Origin of the sequence: Sphingomonas sediminicola, assembly GCF_049991885.1 — a bacterium.
Taxonomy (GTDB): Bacteria; Pseudomonadota; Alphaproteobacteria; order Sphingomonadales; family Sphingomonadaceae; genus Sphingomicrobium; species Sphingomicrobium sediminicola.
Genome location: NZ_CP178916.1, coordinates 1,165,809 through 1,185,025 on the forward strand (window position 1 = coordinate 1,165,809; position 19,217 = coordinate 1,185,025).

The following is a 19,217-nucleotide window of genomic DNA, read 5'->3' on the forward strand; positions in this document are numbered from 1 at the left end:
TGCGAGCCGTCGCACCTAGCGGCGGCGAAAGCTTGTGGGAAGCGACGCTTGATGGTCTGGAAAGCCGCACCTAAAGCGGCACTTCCACATCGGCCTCAGGCGAGACCTCAATGCTTGCTTCATTCCGCCGGCTGTCAAAGTCGACCGTCGGCACCGCCATCATGGCGATTATCTTGATTCTGATCCTCGTCGGTTTCGCCATGGGCGACATCCAGAGCGTGCTTTCGGGCGGCGGTTTCGGCGGCAGCAGCGACACACTGGTCAAGGTCGGCTCCGACAAGGTCACCGACCGGGAAATCAGCAAGGCGATGGAGCGCCGGCTCTCGCAAGCCAGGCAGCAGAATCCCGAGGCAGATTACCCGACCATCATGGGCGATTTCGACCAGCTGCTTAGCGCGCTTGTCGACGCGAAGACGCTTGAGGCATTTGCCGCCAAGCTGGGGCTCAACCTGTCGAAGCGCCTCGTCGATGCGCAAATTGCGAATATCCCAGGAGCCAAAGGTCTGAACGGACAGTTCAGCGAGCAATCCTACCGTTCCTTCCTCCAGCAACAGCGGATCACCGACGAGGAAGTTCGGATGATCGTTCGCAACGGCCTTCTCCAGCAGTTGTTGATCGCTCCGGCCGTTGTGAACGCACGTGCTCCGGTTGGCATGGCGACGCCCTACGCATCGATCCTGCTCGAGGCTCGCCAAGGCGAGGTTGCGTTCGTTCCGACTGCGGCATTCCGCGCCGGGCTGAACCCCACGCCGGGGGATATCCAGGCGTACTACGCCGCGAACCAGCGGCGTTATATGGTCCCCGAGCAACGCATCATCCGGATTGCCAAGATCGGGCCCGAGCAGGTCGCGAACGTCCAGCCGACTGACAAGGAAATCGCCGACTATTACAAGGCGAACCAGCCGACCTATGCAGCCAAGGAATCAAGGGTCATCACGCAGGCCGTCGTTCCAACGCAGACGGTCGCCAACGCGATCGCCCAGCGGGTAAAAAGCGGTCAGAGCTTCGTCGCTGCGGCAGCTCCAGCCGGACTGAGCGCCGAGGACATTTCGGTGGGCCCGCAGACCAAGGCCGAGCTGACCGAGCTTGCCGGATCGCAGATTGCCAACGCCGCCTACGCCGCCAGCAAGGGCGCGGTCATCGGACCGGTGAACACCGATCTCGGATGGCGGGTCATAAAGGTCGACGACATCTTGCGTGAAGGCGGCAAGTCGCTCGATGCGGCTCGGGCGGAGATTTCCGCCAAGCTCGTCGCCGACAAACGCAAGGAAGCGATTGAATCGCTCGTCGACACTGTGCAGAATGCGATCGACGAAGGTTCGAGCTTCAGCGAGGCGGCGGCCGCGGCAAAGCTCACCCCGATCGAGACCCCGCCCCTCACCAGTAGCGGAACGTCGCGGACCGATCCGAATTATCGCCTGCCTGCCGATCTTGCCCCTGCGCTCAAGGGTGGCTTCGAGCTTGCGGAGAACGACGCCCCGGTCGTGGATCCTCTGCCGAACAATGCCGGCTACGTGCTGGTCGCGCCGGCGCGCATCATTGCGGCGGCCCCCGCCCCGCTTGCGAGCATCCGCGAGAAAGTCACGGAGGATTGGATCGCCAGCCAGGCCTCGAAGCGCGCCCAGCAGCTGGCACAGAACATCGCCAACAAGGCGGGCACTGTTGCGCTGACCGAAGCTGCGAAGGGCTCAGCCCAGGTCCGGGTCGAACCGGTAAGCGCGCGCAGGATTCAGCTGAGCCAGTTCCAAGGCAATGTTCCGGCGCCGATCGCGATGCTGTTCAGCCTCGGCCAAGGGAAAGCGCGCATGGTGGCGGGCAGCCAGGGCGAGGGCTTTTACGTCGTCAAGGTGAACAGGGTCATCCCGGGCAATGCGCTGAACCAACCGAGCATCATCGGTCAGACCCAGCAGCAGATGTCGGATCCGCTCTCGCAGGAATATGGCCAGCAGTTCCTCAATGCGATGCGCGGCATGATTGGCGTGAAGCGGAATGAAAAGGCCATCCAGGCCGCGAAGGCGCGCATTTCGGGCATCGGAAGCTAAGGCCGGGCGCCGCTTGACTGGCGGCATTTTGTTGCCTACACGTTCCCCGTATGTTCTAACGGGGGATTGGCAGCAACATGCTCACCGCCAAGCAGCACGAATTGCTCCTGTTCATCAACCAGCGGCTGAATGAATCAGGGGTTTCGCCAAGCTTCGATGAAATGCGCGAGGCGCTGGACCTCAAGTCCAAGTCGGGCGTGCATCGGCTGATCTCTGCGCTGGAGGAGCGTGGATTCATTCGGCGGCTGCCCAATCGGGCGAGGGCGCTCGAGGTGCTGAAGCTTCCGGAATCCGCTGCTCCTGCTCCCGCAGTGCCGCGTCCGGTCGTTCCCGCCGCGGCGAACGACACGATCGAAATTCCCTTGCATGGCCGCATTGCTGCCGGAACGCCAATCGAGGCCTTGCAGGGCACGGACGGATTTGCCGTTCCCGCTGCCTTGCTCGGCCCGGGGGAACATTATGCGCTCGAGGTTTCCGGTGACTCGATGGTCGAGGAAGGCATTCTCGACGGCGACTTCGCCCTCATCCGCAAGGCCGACACGGCACGTGATGGTGAGATCGTGGTGGCGCTGATCGACAATGAAGAAGCCACGCTGAAAACTTATCGGCGCGAAGGAAGGACCGTCCGACTGGATCCGGCGAACGCCCGCTACGAGGCTCAGCGTTACGACGAGAGCCGTGTCGCAATCCAGGGTCGCCTGGCGGGCCTGATCCGTCGCTATTGAGAATGGCCGGACCACGCATCGATTATGTCGAATTGCCGAGCGTGACCGCGCACGAGCTGACGCGGGGCTTCTACTCCAGGGCGTTCGGCTGGAGCTTCACCGATTTCGGCCCTGACTATTCGGCGATGACAACTGGCGACGTAGACGTCGGGTTGAACGGGCAGCGGGAGGAAGCGCTTGCTGCGCCACTCCCCGTCATCCGCGTCAACGATCTCGAAGCAGTGTTCGACGCTGTCACCAAAGCCGGCGGAATCATCGCGAAGCCGATTTTCTCGTTCCCGGGCGGCCGTCGATTTCACTTCATCGACCCGTCAGGAAGCGAGCTCGCCGTCTGGCAATCCGCGGAAGAGTAAGGACGCCCTACTCCGCCGTAGTCGGATCGATCATGTTCCTTACCTGGCTGATCTTGTTCGCCGGGAAGCCGCCACGCTGAGCATGCTCGCGAATGATGTCTTCGTTGGGCGCCCGATAGATGCAGTAGATCTTGTCGTCGGTCACGTAGCTCTGCACCCACTGGATTTCCGGCCCAAGCTCACGAAGCACTGAACAGCTGGTCTGCGATGCGCCCTTGAGTTCATTTTGCCCGAGTGACCCAACGCCGGGCATGTCCCGCTCAATTACATACTGAGGCATTCACCGTCTCCCCTTTACGAGGCCAAGCGGCATAGCCGATTTTCCTTTCGGCGTCAGTGCCCACGGATGTCGGCCAAGATGTTCGGACACCTTGTCAACGCGAGAGTATTGCCCAAGGCGGATAGCGACGCCGCCAGTTTGCTCGAGCGCCTTGCGGTCTAGCTTAAGCCAACGGGGTGCACAGGCCTTGGCTAACCAGCGCTCGGACACCACGATGTCGGCATCCGCACAGGCTTTCACGAGCGACTGCCAGTCGATCCGCGCCATCGAGCGCATTGCCAGAAGCCGATATTCGCGCCCGTCCTCGCTAATTCGTCTAATGCGAGCATCGCGCGTTGCGTGAAAACGTACCGTCCAATAGCCCCGAGCGCGCTGTGGAAGAAGCGCACCCGCTATGTTAGGGGCGCTCGTCCGTTGCATTGCACAATTGAAAAAAGAGGAAAGCGCGCTTGAGCGCAAGCAGTTCTGTAGTCACCCGCTTTGCCCCGTCGCCGACCGGCTTCCTGCACATCGGCGGAGCGCGCACCGCATTGTTTAACTGGCTCTTTGCCCGCCATCACGGCGGCAAGTTCCTGTTGCGCATCGAAGATACGGACAAGGCGCGTTCGACCACGGAGGCGATCGACGCGATCCTGGACGGGATGCGCTGGCTGGACCTCGATTGGGACGGCCACGAATATTACCAGTCGCAGTTCTGGTCTCGCCATGCCGAGGTCGCCCACAAGCTTCTTGAGCGCGGGCATGCCTATCGCTGCTACATGACGCAGGAGGAGCTCGCAGCTCAGCGCGAGAAAGCACAGGCGGAGCGCCGTCCTTTCCGCATCGAAAGTCCATGGCGCGACGTGACCGACGATCAGGGCGACAAGCCCTTTGTCATCCGCCTTAAGGCGCCTCGAGACGGCGAGACGGTGATCGAGGACAAGGTCCAGGGCCGTGTTGCAGTGCAGAATGTGGAGCTCGACGATTTCGTCCTGCTCCGTTCCGACGGAACACCCACCTACATGCTGGCCGTCGTTGTCGACGACCATGACATGGGCGTTACCCACGTCATCCGCGGCGACGATCACCTCAATAACGCTTTCCGTCAGCTCGCCATCATCCGCGCGATGGGTTGGCCCGAGCCGATCTACGCACACGTCCCGCTGATCCACGGTCAGGACGGAGCGAAGCTTTCGAAGCGTCACGGCGCCTTGGGAGTCGACGCCTACCGGGACGAACTGGGCCTGCTCCCGGAAGCGGTATCAAATTACCTGCTCCGCCTCGGCTGGGGCCATGGTGACGACGAGATCATCAGCCGCGAGCAGGCGATCGAATGGTTCGACCTCGCCCACGTTGGCAAGTCGCCGTCGCGATTCGACTTCAAGAAGCTCGAGAACCTCAACGGGCACTACATACGCGAGGCGGACGATGCGCGGCTCGCTGAGCTCGTCGCTCCCAAGCTCGGCCTAGACGCCGGGCAGAAGGGCCTTCTCCAGCGCGCAATGCCGGAGCTGAAGGCGCGAGCGCACGACCTGAACCAGCTCGCGGAAGGCGCCCGTTTCCTTTTTTCAAGGCGACCCCTCGACGTCGACGAGGCCGCGTCCGCATTGCTGACGCCGGAAAGCCGCGCGCTTCTTACGCACGCGCACAAGGCGCTCGGAACCGTCGAATGGAACCATGACGCGCTCGAGCAGTCTGTGCGCGAGGTGGCTGAAGCGCAGGGCGTGAAGCTCGGAAAGCTTGCCCAGCCGCTGCGTGCCGCGTTGACCGGCCGGACCACAAGCCCGGGAATTTTTGACGTGCTGGCGCTGCTCGGTAAGGGCGAAAGCCTGGCGCGAATTGAAGATCAAATATTGGAGCCGAACGAATGAGCGATACGTCCGTAACCCTGAAGACCTCCGCCGGAGACTTCAACTATCCGGTGCTGGAAGGCACGGTCGGGCCTGACGTCATCGACATCCGCAAGCTCTACGGCCAGACGGGCATGTTCACCTACGATCCCGGCTTTACGTCGACCGGGAGTTGCCAGAGCGCGATTACCTATATCGACGGCGAGAAGGGTGTCCTCCTCCACCGCGGCTATCCGATCGATCAGCTGGCCGAGAAGTCGACCTTCATGGAGGTCGCCTACCTGCTCCTTCATGGCGAGCTTCCGAAGAAGGACGAGCTGGACACCTTCGTCTACACGATCAGCCGCCACACCATGCTGCACGAGCAGCTGGCGACGTTTTATCGCGGCTTCCGCCGTGACGCGCATCCGATGGCGATCATGTGCGGGGTCGTCGGCGCGCTTTCGGCCTTCTATCACGACAGCACGGACATCACCGATCCGCAGCAGCGGATGATCGCCTCGCACCGACTGATTGCGAAGATGCCGACGATCGCGGCGATGGCCTTCAAGTATTCCATCGGCCAGCCGTTCCTCTACCCGGACAACTCCTTGTCCTACACCGGCAATTTCCTGCGCATGACGTTCGGCGTCCCTGCCGAGCCATACGAGGTCAATCCGATCATCGAGAATGCGATGCGCCGGATCTTCATCCTCCACGCCGACCACGAGCAGAATGCGTCGACCTCGACCGTCCGCCTCGCCGGATCGTCGGGAGCAAACCCGTTTGCGTGCATTGCCGCGGGCATCGCCTGCCTGTGGGGCCCGGCGCATGGCGGAGCCAATGAAGCAGCCTTGAACATGCTGCGCGAGATTGGCGACGTGAAGCGGATCCCGGAATATATCGCCCGGGCCAAGGACAAGGACGATCCGTTCCGGCTGATGGGCTTCGGCCACCGCGTCTACAAGAACTTCGACCCGCGCGCGAAGGTCATGAAGGAGACGGCGGAGGAGGTCCTCAAGGAACTCAACATCTCCGATCCGGTCCTCGACGTTGCCCAAGAGCTTGAACATATTGCGCTCAACGACGAATATTTCATCGAGAAGAAGCTCTACCCGAACGTGGATTTCTATTCGGGCGTGATCCTCAACGCGATCGGCTTCCCGACCGACATGTTCACGGCATTGTTCGCGCTCGCCCGGACCGTCGGCTGGGTCGCCCAGTGGAACGAAATGATTTCCGATCCCGAGCAGAAGATCGGCCGCCCGCGCCAGCTCTACACCGGCGCAACGCAGCGGGACTATGTCCCCTGCAACGAGCGCTAAGGGGTCAGGCTGACGGCAGGGAAAGCGTGAAGCGCGCGCCCTGCCCCGGCTCACTGACCAAGCTGATGTCGCCACCCATGGAGTGAGCGAGCCGGCGAGCAATCGCCAGGCCGAGACCGGTGCCGCCTTCTGCACCCTTCGCGCGCTCGAACCGCTCGAAAATGCGCTGCTGGTCCTCCGCGGCGATTCCGGGTCCTTGATCGGCGACGTGTGCGCGGGCGAATCCATCCGTTCGATCGAAAGTAATGGTGACCGTCCCACCCGGCGGTGAGTGACGGACCGCATTGCCCAAAAGGTTCACTAGGATCTGGATCACACCGCGAGCATCGCCATGCGCGGAGACCTGGCGGCTCGGTTCCGAAACGATTGTGACTTTTTGATTTCGGGCAGTGGATTCCAAGAGCCCAATCGCTTCCGTCGCCAAAGCGACCAGGTCGACGCGATCCTGGTCCTGCTCACCCTCATTGTTCATCGATCGGATGACGGAGAGGAGATGCCGCGCGGCGGCCGCGATGTCGCTCGCATAATCGGCATAGTCGGTGCGCAGCGGTCCGTCGGACTGTTGGACGATCCGGTCCGCGCTTTCGATGATGCGGTCCAGCGGCGAGCGCAGCGCTTCGTCGATGATCTGGTCGAGCTGGGCAGTCATGTCGCCCGGCATTGCCTGGGACGCTCCGGATTCACCGATCGCTTCCCCCTGAAAGCCGGCGAACCGGCCGTCCTGTGACAACACCGGCGTCCCACGAAGAATCAGGACCTCCTCACTGCCTCTACGAGGCCGAGCCCGCTGACCATCGAACTCATTTCGTGAAGTCGCGGCGACCAGAAGCGGCAGCTCTCCGTCTTCATTTTCTTCGAGCTTCAGGAAACGTGTCAGCGGCTTGCCGATCGCTTCCTCGGGCGTCGTGCCGAGCTTTTCCGCCAACCCGGAGGAGATCGAAACGATCGAGAGGTCTTCGTTTGCCGCCCATTCCTCCGGTGCGCTTCCCAAATCGATCTGCTGCTCATGCGGGACCAAAGTGTTGAGACGCGGCGATGCGGCTGGACGGTAGATCCAGCGCTCCAGCGTCAGAGCGATCTCATCGCCATCGGGAGAAGCCCGGACCCACAGCTCGACATCATGATCCGCGCCGGCCGCAATGGCGTTGCGATAGATCGGCACGCCGAGCTTCCGGGAGAGCCGGGCAATCGAGAGGATCTGCGGCAGCGCAAGCTGCGACCCGATGTGCGATCCCGCCTCCGTTTGCAGCGCAACGAGATCCGGATCGGCGGAGATCAGCCGGTCCATCGCGTCAAGCCGCCCGTTCACTGGGCCGCGATCAGAGGGTGCCGTCGCCACCGCCGCCCTCCAAGGTCCGCAGTGCTGCGCGATACCCCTGATCCAGAATCAACCACTCGTTAACCGATCGCGCTTGCGCCTCGTCCAGTGCATCGAAGCGCCCAATCTCGGTGCCAAGGTCCGCAATCCCGACGAGGTCGCCGAGAAGTGCGAGAAGCCTGGCTGCAAACTCTCTCGAGACTCCCGAGAGCCTCAGCAGGAGGACGAGCCGGCCATCGTCGCCATCGGCGAGATAATCCCACGCGCCGCTCCCACCGATTCCCGCCCGCTCTCCCAGGGCGTTCGCGAGGAAAGCGACGTCGCCTTCGTCCGCAGCGGCCTCCAACAGGCGCTCGTCGAGAAGGCCGGCCTGATTGAGAATCTTTACGAGCGACGAAGTCAGCCGGTCGATCGCCTTGGCTTCCGCCCGCGATTGCACGAGCACCGCCGCCGCTTTGCCAAAGGGCAAATGTCCGTCCTTGGCTGCGAGACCCGGGACATGCTGGCGAAGGGCCGCAGCCACCGAATAAGCAAGCGTTCGCGCGAGCGATACCGGCAGGTCCTCGAACTCGATGCGAGGCTGACCAAGCCTGTCACGGCGGCGGCCGCGGGACAGGATCAGCGCCATTGCTGCCGCGGAGATCGTCTCGTCCTCGTCCGCAATCAGAGCCTGCAGGAATCCGCCGCGCGGGTTCGAGCGGGCGCGAATGGCGTTGGCGATCCGCTCCTCATCAGCACGACGGAGCAAGAGAGCGATCAGATCGGCATGATCGAGCAAGCCGGCCGAGCTCAGCTCACGCAGCAATTGCTGACTGTCTTCGTCATTCGCCGGAACCAGGTTCGCCGGAAGCGCTGCGCGAATTTCATCGGCGATCGTGCCGAGCAATTCGGCAAGCATTGCCGTCATGAGCGCCCGCTCCTGTTCGGTCAGGCGGTCTCGCGGATCGAGGAAAAAATCCTTGCGGACGGTAGGCAAGCGCCGTCGGCCCGCGGGTCGTGCAGGATAACCTCCGTCATCCTCAGACGGAGCCTCGACTGGCCATTCATCTGCCGCCATTGGATTTGCATTATCCGATTGAGGTTAATGTGGCGTCAATTCTGTGCGTATTCGGTGCACCAAATATTGGACAAAGAATAAGGAGATAGCGGCGTAGGCGAGGACCGCGATCAGAAAGCCGGTCCAGGCATTTCCGATCGCGAACGGGAGCAAAAGAAAGATCGAATTGCGGCGTGATACGAGCCACGGCGGGAGCGTGACGTTCGTATGGGCTCGTTCTAGTTGGTACGCCTGCCCAAACGCGGCCCCACAGATCGCGCAAACAAGGGCTCCCCAGCCCCCTCCATGCCGGGCTTCCCACCAGCTCAACGCCACAAGGGCCAGGCCTGCCGCGGGCCACAACAGCAGCTGGGAAAAATTGTTGGGCGGAATCGGTCGAAGACGAAGCATCCCGAGCCTCCGCGCAACCAGGTCCAGCGGTGTCGACAGCAGGAGCATGACGACGCCGGCCCACAACCAGCCGCGTGTGAATGAAAAGGCGGCCGCCAGAGTTAGGCCGAGCGTAAGGTGAAGGAGCCAGGTGGGACGGACCGCCGTCTCCATCAGCTTCTCCGTCGCGAAATCTTCGACGAGCGGAAGGATATACTTGCTAGCCAGGTCTGTCCGCTCCGACCGGCTATTTGCGATCAGCGAGCGCTCGAAAAGCTGGAGATCGCCGGGGTTATGGACCAGCAGCGGCTCCCTTTCGGGCGGCACGGGCGCCTGGCGGGCGCCGGCCTGAAGGGTTCGCCGCAGCAAGGTCGACGGTAAATCCCAGTCGCCCAGAACGGCCGCGGTCGAACCGAGCGTGCGTCCATCTACAAGCGCGATTCCGCTCCAGCGGCTGACGCCGTCGATGCGTTCATTCGCTTCATGCTCTGCATCGTCGGGCACCGTGAACACCAAGGGATCCGCCTCGTCAGCGAGGCCGGACAGGAGGTCGAGAGGCGGAGCAACACCGTCGCCGACCACCAGGATCAGCTCGCCAGCCTCGAACCTGGTCGCCGCCTCATTGGCATCGCTGACGAGGATGAGGTTGAGGCCCTCCTGCCGCAGGCGCTCGAACGCCTGATTCAACGCGGCCGGTATGCGCTCGACGAGAACGACGATCGGAGATGCCCCGGCGGCGGCGGCGCAACGGACCTGATATTCGACGAGTGTTCGGCCGGCGAGCGGAAGCAAAGCGGTGAGACCGCCGGAATCATCTTCCTGATAAGCTCCGATCAAAGCGCCGAGCGCCAAACGTCCCCTCCCCGTCTTTCCGTCGCCAGCATCCAGGAATGCAGCGCCGAACCGCATCTGTAACGGCTTTCGCGCCGGGACAAAGATGATAAACTGCTTGTATGAACCCGAGCCCGCAGCGCGCCGAAACGACCACAACCCTTAAGGATTACGTCGATCCGCCCGCCGAGCCGGAGATCTCGGGCGCGTTCGACCCCTACACCTGGAGGGAATCGGAAGCTCAATCCGAGTTTCGCGGAGCGGGTGGTCGTCAGGTCCTCGGCAGCGCGCTGGTCATACTCGCGGCACTATGGCTCGGCTACATTGCATGGGCAGCGGGCAAGGCGTTGTCCGGCCAGCCGCTTTCGTCTCCAGCCATTGCCCAATGGCTGGCGCTCGCTGCTGGGCCGCTGGCGCTGCTGGGTCTCGTCTGGATCATGTTCGGCCGCACCCGGCGGAAGGAAGCCGAGCGATTCACCCGATCGGTCATCGAAATGCGGGCCGAGGCGCGGTCGCTGGAAGGTCTCCTCGCGGTCCTGACACAACGGATCCAGGACAGCCGGACCGAATTGACGATGATGGCCCAGCACCTCATGCAGCTTGGCGACGAGACCACGGGCAAGCTTGGCGGAATTACGCGCGAACTGGATTCGAGCACAGACAAGCTGACGAAACAGGGCGTCGCCCTTGATCGCGCAGCGGAGTCCGCCCGGAACGACATTGCCGTGTTGCTCGACGATTTGCCGCGGGCCGAAGCCACCGCCTTGAGCATGGCCGAGCAATTGCGGGCCGCCGGTTCCGAAGCGCAGCAGCACGCTGCGACCTACGCCGAGCAAGTTTCGACGCTCTCGGAGAGCACGAAGGCCGCTGAGGAAATTGTCGCGACCGCGGTGCAACGCCTCACCGAGCATCTGGGTCGCGTCGAAAGCTCCGGCTCCGCTGCTTCAGCTTCGATCGGAGAAGCCAATATAAAGCTGTCGACCACGGCCGACGACCTGATGAGCCGAGCCGCTGCGACCCTCGAGCAGATTCGTTCAGGGATCGATGCCCAGGCTGCCGCCGTTGCCTCGCTTGTCGAGCAGTCTTCTGCCGGTATCGGTCGCACCGGTGCCGAAGCGGCAGAGGCGCTGGCGACCAATGTCACCGGCGCCAACGTTGCGATCGACGGCCTGACTGCGCGCATCGCCGAGCAGGAGCGTTCGTCCCGGCGGATCGTCGCCGAAACCAGCCGCGCCCTCGCCGAGCTCGATCGTCACTTCGCCGATCTTGCCGAATCTGGCGACCAGCGCGCGATCGCTTTCACCCAGTCGATCGGCCGTGCGCGCGGCGAGTTGCAACAGCTCTCGCAGGAAACCGGCGCGCAGGACAATGCGGTCGAAGCGCTAGCCGAACGAGCGGCCGCCCTGCAGAACCACGTTGGTCAGTTGACCAGCGACGTGAAGGAGCAATTGTCGCTGGCAATTAGCGACGCGGAAGCTGGCGCGAATCGGTTGATGCGAGCGACCGAGACCATCCGGCCGGAGCTCGACTGGATGCGTGAGGCAGCGATCGAGGCTAGCGACCGCATTCGGGCGTCTGCAACCAGCATTGCCGAGCAGCAGGACCGGTTCACGACCCTGCTCGCGACTCTCGACGAAGGTGTGGGAACGGCCGGCGAGCGTCTGACTTCGCTTGCTTCGTCAATTTCCGAGGCACAGACCGAAGCATCGCGCCTGAGCCAGGAAACCGGTCCTGCCTTGATCGATGCGATGGTGCAGGTGAAGGAAGCCGCTGCGCATGCCGCCGAACGCGCCCGGGAAGCGATCGCCAGCGTGGTGCCGCAGAGCGCGCAAAGCCTGTCCGAAGCGACCCGCGATGCACTTCAAAAGGTCATCCACGAAGAGATCGAACAGCGGCTCGCCGACGTTCAGACGACCGCCGCGCTCGCCGTGGAAGCTGCCCGCACTGCATCCGATCGCCTGACCGAGCAGATGCTTACGCTCGGCCGCAGCGCCACGGCGCTCGAACAGCATATGGAGCAGATCAGTTCGGAGCAGCGCGAGAAGGACAGCGAGGCCTTTGCGCGGCGCGTGGCGATGCTCATCGACTCCATGCACTCGGCATCGATCGACGTGGGGAAGATCCTGTCCGACGAGGTCGACGACAAGGCGTGGGATTCCTACCTCAAGGGCAACCGCGGGGTGTTTACGCGTCGGGCGGTTCGCTTGCTCGAGGGCTCAGAAACTCGCTCTATACGGGCGCATTACGAAACGGATGCGGAGTTCCAGCAGTCGGTTAATCGCTACGTGCATGATTTCGAAGCGATGATGCGCCGAGTGGTCTCCGACAAGGACGGCGGAATCATCGCGGTGACGCTCATGTCGTCGGACACCGGCAAGCTTTACGCAGCGCTTTCGCAGGTCGTGGACAAGAAGCGCTAAGCCGTTGGTTTAGTTATAGAAGTCCAGATCGTCGGCTGTGATCCAGCCGTACGTCCAGTTCACGTAGTAGATCCCAAACAGCACCAAGGCGAGCAGCGCCGCCTTGAGCAAGTGGCGTTTGAGATCGAACTTGTGCGGCGCGCTATCCGCCTGCCCCGGCACTTTCTTCGCTCCCACCTCTTCGTGAGTTCTCACTCCGAACGGGAGCAGAAAGAAGGCACTCGCCGCGAAGAACAGGAAGTAGATGGCGGAGATCGACGTCCACTTCATCAGTTGGAACGCACCAGCATCACATCCACGACCGGTTTCTTGCCAGTCCAGGCCGTCGCGCATCGGCGCACCGCGAGCCGTACCGCTTCCCGAAGCTGATCTTCCGATGCCGACGGATTGAAAGCGCGTTCGGCGGAATCCGTCGCATCGATGATGAAGTCTTCGCGGTCTTCCTCGATCGGAACGCCGAAAGGCCGAATGATTGGCTTCCCGGCAAGCTCGCCATTCGAGCCAACCGGAACGGCTACTGAAATCAATCCGCTGAATCCGAGCCGCCGGCGCTCGGTAATAGTGGAACCATCGGCGGGCAGGATTACGTCGCCATCCAGGACCAGGCGCCCGACCCGAACTTCGCTCAATTTTGTGGGACCATCCGGCGCGAGGCGGACGACGTCGCCATTCTTCTGCAGTGCCGCCTTCGGTACTCCATGGGAGAGCGCGAAACGGGCATGCTCCGCCATGTGCCGTGGCTCGCCGTGGACCGGGACGATAATTTCCGGGCGGATCCAGTCATACATCTGCGCCAGTTCCGGCCGGCCGGGGTGCCCAGACACGTGCACATGCGCCTGACGGTCGGTGACGATGATCACGCCAAGGTCGGAAAGCGCATTCATGATGCGGCCGATCGCCGCCTCGTTCCCGGGAATGATCTTCGACGAGAAGATCACGGTGTCGCCCTCGGTCAGCTTGATATCGTGGTTGCCGAGGGCAATGCGGCCGAGCGCTGCGCGCTGCTCGCCCTGGCCGCCAGTCGCCATGATCAGCACTTCCTTGCGGGGCAGCCGCATGGCCTCATCGAACCCGATGATCTCCGGGAAATCGAGAAGATAGCCGGTAGCCTTCGCTACGCGCACGATGCGGTCCAATGACCGCCCCGCCATGCAGACTCTTCGGCCGGTCTCGTTCGCTACCCGGCCAATCGTCTGCAAGCGGGCGGCGTTCGACGCGAACGTGGTGATGACGACGCGTCCCCGCGCTCTGGCAACCTCGTTGCGAAGTCCTTCGTGCACGCCTGCCTCGGACCCCGACGGAGCGTCCTGAAAAACGTTCGTGGAATCGCAGACGAGGGCAAGAATGCCTTCCTCGCCAACCCGCTCCAGCGTCTCATGGCTTGACGGCTCCCCAAGGACAGGCGTTTCGTCGATCTTCCAGTCGCCCGTGTGGAAGATGCGCCCGTGCGGAGTGTCGATCAGCAGCCCGTTGCCCTCGGGAATCGAGTGAGCGAGCGCGATGTAGGTCAGCTTGAATGGGCCGATCTCGAAGCTCGCATCGCGGGCAATGACATTGAGCTTCACCTGCCCGGTGAGGCCCTCTTCCTCCAGCTTTTCGGCGATCAGCCCAGCGGTGAAGGGCGTCGCGTAGAGCGGTGCCTTCAAGTCGGCCGCGAGATAGGGGATCGCGCCAATATGGTCCTCATGACCGTGCGTGAGGACGATGCCGGCCAGCATGTCCCGCCGCTCCTCGATGAAATCGAGGTCTGGCAAGATGAGGTCGATGCCCGGATAATCGGGATCGGCGAAGGTCAGGCCGAGATCGACCATCAGCCACTGGCCCTGCGTACCGTAGAGATTGACGTTCATGCCAATCTCGCCCGACCCGCCGAGCGCGCAGAACAACAGCTCTTCGCCTGGAGTCATTTAAGCCGACGCAACCTTTTGATGCAGCAGGCTCAACCCCTGGATGGTCAGGTCGGGCTCAACCGCGTCGAAGAGATCGGTTTGCTTGTCGAACAGCGTCGCAAGCCCGCCAGTGGCAATGACTCTTACCGGCCGCCCGATTTCACTCTTCAGGCGCTCCACCAGCCCTTCCATCATCGCGACATAGCCCCAGTAGATGCCTATCAGCATCTGGCTGTCCGTAGTTCGGCCGATGACAAACTCATCCGCCGGAACCTCGATGGCAATGCGGGGAAGCTTGGCCGCAGCGTTCACCAGTGCATCCAGAGACAGGTTGATACCAGGAGCGATGATTCCGCCTTTGTAGGCACCGTTATAGTCGACGATGTCGAAGGTCGTGGCCGTCCCGAAGTCGATGACAATCACGTCGCCCGGACATTTGTCGTGTACGGCAATGGCATTGAGAGCGCGGTCGGCACCGACGTTCTGCGGCTCGTCGACGTCGAGCGCAATCGGCCAAGCCGCCCTCCCCTCGCCCGCGATGAGCGCCTCGACACCAAAATACTTGCTGGCGAGAACCTCGAGATTGTGGGTCGCTCGTGGAACAACCGTCCCGATTATTGCCGCCGTGACGTCAGCCTTCGAATAGCCTTCGAGCTCAAGCAACTGATGAAGCCAGACAGCATATTCGTCACCCGTCCGCCGGGGGTCGGTCGCAATCCGCCAACGCGTCTTGATCTCGCGCCCAGCGACGAGCGCGAAGACGACATTCGTATTGCCCGCGTCGATGGCTAGCAGCATGGTTGCGCCCTAGCCGCACCGGCTATTGTTCACAACTTGGCGGTGGATCGAGATGAACCTGCCCGACGACGCGCCCTATCATGCGCATATCTACTTCAAGCCGGATCAGCAAAGCACGGCCGAGGAACTGAAAGGCCGATTTGAGGCTGAGCCGGACATAATCTTCGTGGGCGTCATCCAGGACAAGTCCGGGCCTCACCCGCTTCCACAGTTCGAAGTGCATTTCCGAAGACAGTCGCTTGCACGTGTTCGGGAACTGATCCTCGCGTCGGGCTCGCGGGCGTTGGTCCATCCGCTTACTGAAGACGATCTCGCCGACCATACCAGTCTTGCGGAATGGTTTGGGGAACCTCTCGACCTCGATCTCACGACACTCGATCCGCCCGGAATGAACAAGGGTATCGAACGTTTCGGATCCGCGGCTTGAGGCTTGCGGTCATCGTCGATGGAGGTGCTGTCCAGCGCTTCGCCCTCAATGCGCTCGACACGGTCCGGAACCGACGAGATCTCAGTCTACACCTGCACTAATACTCGAATTCGCAAGCGCTGGTTTCGCCACGCCGCGTATTACGCGCTGAATCTGATTACCGTCCGCAACCGGCTAACACGCAGCGTTCCAGTCGGATGGGAGGCAGCACCATCGAGCAGGAGGGCCGCCTTTATTTCGGCCGGAAAGATCCGCTTCTATCTCAAGCATGCCCTGAACCCGGAGATCCTGCCGGTCTCCGAGCCGGCCAATCGATATTATCCGTACCTGATTGCAATCCCGTCGGATCGAAAGGACAGATTCGATCTGACTTAGCTCTCAAGCGCGCGGATGGGCGTGGCGATAGACGTCGAGCAACCGTGCAGCGTCAACGGCAGTGTAAATCTGTGTCGAAGACAGGCTGGCGTGTCCAAGCAGCTCCTGAAGGGCCCGAAGGTCCGCTCCCCGTGCGAGGAGATGCGTCGCAAAGCTGTGGCGCAAGGCGTGCGGCGTAAGCGTGTCCGGTAGCCCCAGCCGCTTGCGCGCTGCCGCGACCGCCCGGCGGACTAGATCAGGATTGAGCGGCCCGCCGCGGGCGCCGACAAAAAGAGGCGCGTCACGCTCGATTGGCCAAGGGCATTGCCTCACATAGTCCTCAATGGCCTCGCGAATGGCTGGCATGATCGGGACCACGCGTGTCTTGGACCGCTTGCCGGTCACTCTCAGGGCCTGGCCGATGGGGCGCACCCCGCCGGTAAGCGAAAGCGCCTCGGCCACACGGAGTCCGGCTCCGTAGAGCAGCAGCAGGATCGCGAGGTCACGCGCCCCGATCCACCCTTCCGAAGCGGCCTCCGATGCATCTTCTGCGAGCGCGACCGCCTCGTCGGGTGCGACCGGGCGAGGCAAGGTTCTCGGACGGCGCGGAGCGCGAGTGCGCGGCAGTTGCGGCAATTCGCCTTGCTGCTCTGCGGCGTAAGTCAGGAAGTTGCGAACTGCCGACAGCTCTCGAGCGGTGGAGGACGCGCCTAAACCCTGTCGGCGGCGTTCGGCAAGGAATGCGCGCAGGTCCTGAGCATTGATCGTCAACAGATCGCCCTCGCCGATCGCATCGCCGCGGTAAGTACCGAGAAACTCGATCAGCCGATGCGCGGTCGCGACGTAGGCGCGGCCGGTGTGCTGCGAGCGCCTGCGATCGTGGAGGAGATACCCTTCCCAGCGCACGACCAGGCCGCGCGCCGGATGATCGGTCAATTGTCCGGGTTCACCAGCCACCGGCGGATGATAGCGGCAAGGCTCCGGCCTAGGAACATCAGTAGTTCAGACCCGTGACGCGCATCGAGATCCAGCTCGGAACGCTGGCCCAGCGCGATCAGACCGACCGGAAGCGGCGGGTCGCATTCGATGCGGATGAGGGCTTCAGAGCGGATCAGGTCGCAGGCAGGGCCGAACAAGGGATGCCCATGCTCCACCTTACGCATCGAGACGCCCTCGACCCGTTCAATCGAACGGAGAAGAAGCTGTGGCTCTACCTCATGAATGCCATTGCCATCGGCGCGAAAGGCCTTGTCCCCTACAATCAGGGCTAGCGCCACAGCATCGATGCCGAGGATCAGCGGCCATTCCTGCGTGACGACGTGAAGAAGATCGTCGACGCTGTCCGCTTCGATCGCTGCGAGAACCGCCTCATGAATCGCGGAAACGGCGCCCGAATGACCACGCGCGAACGCGATCAGGTCCTGATTGGCTTCCTCGACCGCGCCAAGACGGGCGCGCAGACGCGCCAACGCGTGGTCCTTGAAGGGGATCACCGATGCCATACCCATAATGGTACGCTGGGGACGGTTAATTTCCTACAACCCGCCCTTGAAGGTCAGCGAGCGGCAAGCTTGGCTGCTTCCCGGGCCTCGACGACCTCGGCACGCTTGCCCTCGCCTCCCTTGGTCACGTCCGCAAGCTCGGCGTAATAACGGCTGGCTTTCGCCGTATCGCCCGCAAGCTTCGCGGAGTGCGCAGCGCCGTAAAGACCGGCAAGGCGGCGCGGAGCGCGCTTCAGCGACGCCTCATACTCGACCAAGGCGTCCGCCGGGCGGCCTGCTTCAATCAACATTTCACCGAGCTGCTCACGTGCAGGAAGGATGTTCCCCGGCGTCACCGGATGCTTTTCGGTGGCGTCGTCGAGGTCTGCAGCGGCACGCATGGCTGAAAGCGCCTCGTCCTTTTTGCCGTCGGCATATGTCGTCCAGGCTCCAGCGATCTGGCGCTCAATGGAAACCTGCTTCCGCCAGTCATAGGTTCCGGAGGGAACGACGAGCGTGTCCTCGATTGCCTTGAGCTTGCCGACTTCGTCTCGAGCAAGCGCAACATCTCCGCTTCGAGCCGCACCAATCGCACGGCCGAAATGAATATGTGCCTGACCCCACCGGAAATTCTCGAGCGGAGAAAGCTTTAGGACGTTGTCGGGTATCTGCAGGGCCGCAGCTTCCTTCCAGCGTCGATTCTCGAGCAGGATACGGACTGGAATGGCCGTCGCGGCGTAAGCGACCGAAAAGATCGGCTCATCGACCTTCTGCATCCGGCTCAGATCGCCAAGGACTTGCTGGGCTTTCGCCTCTTGGTCCGTTTGAAGGTAGGCGTAGGCTAGATAATCCATCGCGTGCAGCTCTTCCCGGGACGCCCCGACGAACCCCTTCTTCTTCATGAGCTCGCGGGCGGCAGCTTCAGACTTCAGGTTCGACGCAATCGAGTCATCCCACATCCCAAGCCTCGTGAAGATATGGGAAGGCATGTGCTGCGCGTGAGGCGAGTCCGGAGCGATGCTCGCGTATCTCTTCGCCGCCGGGACCGCCAACTCAGCAAGCGGCGGATAGTCGAAGCCGTGGATCAAGTAATGCGCGACGCCGGGATGGTCCGGCTCCTCCTTCAGCACGGCGTTCAGGATCGCCGCAGCATCCTTCTCGCGCGTGAAATTGGGATCATTGTCCAGCGTTCCGGCAGCAATCTGCGAGAGGGCGTAGAAGACTGCCGCCTCGCGGTCGGCGGGGTAATGCCGATGCACTTCCGCCATGGCAGCGTTGTAGGCAAGCGCCCGTGTCTTGTGATCGGGCTTGTCTGAATCCCGATAGAAGCTGGCGATCGCGGCGACATATTCGCGCTCTCGCTCGGTCTTTGCCGGTGTTGCCTGTGCCGCGGCGACTGCAGCACGGCCCCGCTCCATCTCGGCCTTCGTCGGAGGCGCCCACAGCGGGTGGTAGAGGCTCATCGCGGCGCCCCAATGCGCGATCGAGCAGGACGGATCGGCCGCCGCGGCCTCGTTGAACGCGGCTTCCGCCTGCTCGTACTCGAAGGAGTGAAGCCAGGTTACGCCGCGCTCGAAGATTGCGTGCGCTTGCGGGCTGCAGCTGGTCTGGAAGCTAACTCGGCCGATCTGCTCCGAATGGAGGTGCTCGTGATCGTGCGGAACCGCCTGAGCAAATGCCAAAGCGGAGATGAGAAGAAGCGCGTTCATCGGCAAGACCTCCCGCGCCGCCGATATCATA

The 19,217-nt window shown here is 62.6% G+C and carries 18 protein-coding genes; 8 read left to right on the forward strand and 10 right to left on the reverse strand.

Going from position 1 to position 19,217, the window contains the following annotated elements:
- The first annotated feature begins 110 nt into the window (after nt 1-110).
- The 3 genes from ACMC5O_RS06065 to ACMC5O_RS06075 all read left to right on the forward strand — a co-directional run bounded on the left by ACMC5O_RS06065 (nt 111) and on the right by ACMC5O_RS06075 (nt 3,120).
- Nucleotides 111-2,042 carry a peptidylprolyl isomerase gene (locus ACMC5O_RS06065; protein ID WP_187709515.1) on the forward strand — a complete coding sequence of 644 codons (1,932 nt, stop codon included), beginning with the start codon at nt 111-113 and terminating at the stop codon, nt 2,040-2,042.
- A 77-nt stretch (nt 2,043-2,119) separates the two neighbouring features.
- Nucleotides 2,120-2,767 (forward strand): transcriptional repressor LexA, encoded by a 648-nt coding sequence (lexA, locus tag ACMC5O_RS06070; protein ID WP_187709514.1) that lies wholly within the window; start codon nt 2,120-2,122, stop codon nt 2,765-2,767.
- Nucleotides 2,768-2,769: 2 nt separating this feature from the next.
- Nucleotides 2,770-3,120 (forward strand): VOC family protein, encoded by a 351-nt coding sequence (locus ACMC5O_RS06075; protein WP_222949933.1) that lies wholly within the window; start codon nt 2,770-2,772, stop codon nt 3,118-3,120.
- 7 nt (nt 3,121-3,127) lie between these two features.
- Here the strand turns inward: ACMC5O_RS06075 and ACMC5O_RS06080 are convergent, their stop codons facing one another.
- Complete coding sequence (locus ACMC5O_RS06080) at nt 3,128-3,400, reverse strand: DUF4242 domain-containing protein (protein ID WP_187709512.1); 273 nt, start codon at nt 3,398-3,400, stop codon at nt 3,128-3,130.
- 449 nt (nt 3,401-3,849) lie between these two features.
- Here ACMC5O_RS06080 and gltX point away from each other — a divergent pair, with 449 nt between their 5' ends.
- Nucleotides 3,850-5,250: a glutamate--tRNA ligase gene (gltX, locus tag ACMC5O_RS06085; protein ID WP_187709510.1), complete on the forward strand. Its 1,401-nt coding sequence runs from the start codon at nt 3,850-3,852 to the stop codon at nt 5,248-5,250.
- The gene (locus tag ACMC5O_RS06090) at nt 5,247-6,533 is read left to right on the forward strand and encodes a citrate synthase (protein ID WP_187709509.1); all 1,287 of its coding nucleotides are present in this window, start codon (nt 5,247-5,249) and stop codon (nt 6,531-6,533) included. Before gltX ends, ACMC5O_RS06090 begins: the two co-directional genes overlap by 4 nt.
- 4 nt (nt 6,534-6,537) lie before the next feature.
- On the opposite strand, the gene ACMC5O_RS06095 is transcribed toward ACMC5O_RS06090, so the two are convergent.
- Genes ACMC5O_RS06095 through ACMC5O_RS06105 form a run of 3 tightly spaced genes read right to left on the reverse strand, consistent with a single transcriptional unit; the run spans nt 6,538 to nt 10,186 of the window.
- Nucleotides 6,538-7,872, reverse strand: a complete 1,335-nt coding sequence (locus ACMC5O_RS06095; protein WP_426693432.1) for a PAS domain-containing sensor histidine kinase — start codon at nt 7,870-7,872, stop codon at nt 6,538-6,540.
- A complete protein-coding gene (locus ACMC5O_RS06100) occupies nt 7,853-8,908 on the reverse strand; it encodes a DUF2336 domain-containing protein (RefSeq protein ID WP_187709506.1) in 1,056 nt (351 codons plus the stop codon). Before ACMC5O_RS06100 ends, ACMC5O_RS06095 begins: the two co-directional genes overlap by 20 nt.
- 24 nt (nt 8,909-8,932) lie before the next feature.
- The gene (locus tag ACMC5O_RS06105) at nt 8,933-10,186 is read right to left on the reverse strand and encodes a hypothetical protein (RefSeq protein WP_426693433.1); all 1,254 of its coding nucleotides are present in this window, start codon (nt 10,184-10,186) and stop codon (nt 8,933-8,935) included.
- Between the two features lie 44 nt (nt 10,187-10,230).
- Here ACMC5O_RS06105 and ACMC5O_RS06110 point away from each other — a divergent pair, with 44 nt between their 5' ends.
- A complete protein-coding gene (locus ACMC5O_RS06110) occupies nt 10,231-12,528 on the forward strand; it encodes a hypothetical protein (RefSeq protein ID WP_187709504.1) in 2,298 nt (765 codons plus the stop codon).
- A 9-nt stretch (nt 12,529-12,537) separates the two neighbouring features.
- Here the strand turns inward: ACMC5O_RS06110 and ACMC5O_RS06115 are convergent, their stop codons facing one another.
- From ACMC5O_RS06115 to ACMC5O_RS06125, 3 genes are read right to left on the reverse strand one after another with little or no spacing between them, the layout of a single operon-like run.
- The gene (locus ACMC5O_RS06115) at nt 12,538-12,798 is read right to left on the reverse strand and encodes a DUF1467 family protein (protein ID WP_187709503.1); all 261 of its coding nucleotides are present in this window, start codon (nt 12,796-12,798) and stop codon (nt 12,538-12,540) included.
- Entirely contained in the window at nt 12,798-14,435 is a 1,638-nt protein-coding gene (locus tag ACMC5O_RS06120) for a ribonuclease J (RefSeq protein WP_187709502.1), read from the reverse strand. Before ACMC5O_RS06120 ends, ACMC5O_RS06115 begins: the two co-directional genes overlap by 1 nt.
- Nucleotides 14,436-15,215, reverse strand: coding sequence for a type III pantothenate kinase (locus ACMC5O_RS06125; RefSeq protein WP_426693434.1), 780 nt, complete (start codon nt 15,213-15,215; stop codon nt 14,436-14,438).
- Between the two features lie 25 nt (nt 15,216-15,240).
- Between ACMC5O_RS06125 and ACMC5O_RS06130 the strand changes: the two genes are divergently transcribed.
- Together ACMC5O_RS06130 and ACMC5O_RS06135 are read left to right on the forward strand one after the other, a co-directional pair.
- Nucleotides 15,241-15,642, forward strand: coding sequence for a DOPA 4,5-dioxygenase family protein (locus ACMC5O_RS06130; RefSeq protein WP_426693435.1), 402 nt, complete (start codon nt 15,241-15,243; stop codon nt 15,640-15,642).
- Between the two features lie 48 nt (nt 15,643-15,690).
- Nucleotides 15,691-16,017 carry a hypothetical protein gene (locus tag ACMC5O_RS06135; protein ID WP_187709499.1) on the forward strand — a complete coding sequence of 109 codons (327 nt, stop codon included), beginning with the start codon at nt 15,691-15,693 and terminating at the stop codon, nt 16,015-16,017.
- A 3-nt stretch (nt 16,018-16,020) separates the two neighbouring features.
- On the opposite strand, the gene ACMC5O_RS06140 is transcribed toward ACMC5O_RS06135, so the two are convergent.
- From ACMC5O_RS06140 to ACMC5O_RS06150, 3 genes are read right to left on the reverse strand one after another with little or no spacing between them, the layout of a single operon-like run.
- Nucleotides 16,021-16,932, reverse strand: a complete 912-nt coding sequence (locus ACMC5O_RS06140) for a tyrosine recombinase XerC (RefSeq protein ID WP_187709871.1) — start codon at nt 16,930-16,932, stop codon at nt 16,021-16,023.
- Nucleotides 16,929-17,498, reverse strand: a complete 570-nt coding sequence (locus ACMC5O_RS06145) for a DUF484 family protein (protein ID WP_187709498.1) — start codon at nt 17,496-17,498, stop codon at nt 16,929-16,931. Before ACMC5O_RS06145 ends, ACMC5O_RS06140 begins: the two co-directional genes overlap by 4 nt.
- A gap of 53 nt (nt 17,499-17,551) precedes the next feature.
- On the reverse strand, nt 17,552-19,186 hold the full coding sequence (locus ACMC5O_RS06150; RefSeq protein ID WP_187709497.1) for a tetratricopeptide repeat protein: 1,635 nt from the start codon (nt 19,184-19,186) through the stop codon (nt 17,552-17,554).
- Nucleotides 19,187-19,217: the final 31 nt, after the last annotated feature.

Excerpts from the sequence above, each read along its gene's own strand:
- ACMC5O_RS06065 (WP_187709515.1), top strand. The coding sequence starts at position 111 with ATGCTTGCTTCATTCCGCCGGCTGTCAAAGTCGACCGTCGGCACCGCC.
- lexA (WP_187709514.1), top strand. The coding sequence starts at position 2,120 with ATGCTCACCGCCAAGCAGCACGAATTGCTCCTGTTCATCAACCAGCGG.
- ACMC5O_RS06075 (WP_222949933.1), top strand. The coding sequence starts at position 2,770 with ATGGCCGGACCACGCATCGATTATGTCGAATTGCCGAGCGTGACCGCG.
- ACMC5O_RS06080 (WP_187709512.1), bottom strand. The coding sequence starts at position 3,400 with ATGCCTCAGTATGTAATTGAGCGGGACATGCCCGGCGTTGGGTCACTC.
- ACMC5O_RS06090 (WP_187709509.1), top strand. The coding sequence starts at position 5,247 with ATGAGCGATACGTCCGTAACCCTGAAGACCTCCGCCGGAGACTTCAAC.
- ACMC5O_RS06100 (WP_187709506.1), bottom strand. The coding sequence starts at position 8,908 with ATGGCGGCAGATGAATGGCCAGTCGAGGCTCCGTCTGAGGATGACGGA.
- ACMC5O_RS06105 (WP_426693433.1), bottom strand. The coding sequence starts at position 10,186 with ATGCGGTTCGGCGCTGCATTCCTGGATGCTGGCGACGGAAAGACGGGG.
- ACMC5O_RS06110 (WP_187709504.1), top strand. The coding sequence starts at position 10,231 with ATGAACCCGAGCCCGCAGCGCGCCGAAACGACCACAACCCTTAAGGAT.
- ACMC5O_RS06115 (WP_187709503.1), bottom strand. The coding sequence starts at position 12,798 with ATGAAGTGGACGTCGATCTCCGCCATCTACTTCCTGTTCTTCGCGGCG.
- ACMC5O_RS06120 (WP_187709502.1), bottom strand. The coding sequence starts at position 14,435 with ATGACTCCAGGCGAAGAGCTGTTGTTCTGCGCGCTCGGCGGGTCGGGC.
- ACMC5O_RS06125 (WP_426693434.1), bottom strand. The coding sequence starts at position 15,215 with ATGCTGCTAGCCATCGACGCGGGCAATACGAATGTCGTCTTCGCGCTC.
- ACMC5O_RS06135 (WP_187709499.1), top strand. The coding sequence starts at position 15,691 with ATGCGCTCGACACGGTCCGGAACCGACGAGATCTCAGTCTACACCTGC.
- ACMC5O_RS06145 (WP_187709498.1), bottom strand. The coding sequence starts at position 17,498 with ATGGCATCGGTGATCCCCTTCAAGGACCACGCGTTGGCGCGTCTGCGC.
- ACMC5O_RS06150 (WP_187709497.1), bottom strand. The coding sequence starts at position 19,186 with ATGAACGCGCTTCTTCTCATCTCCGCTTTGGCATTTGCTCAGGCGGTT.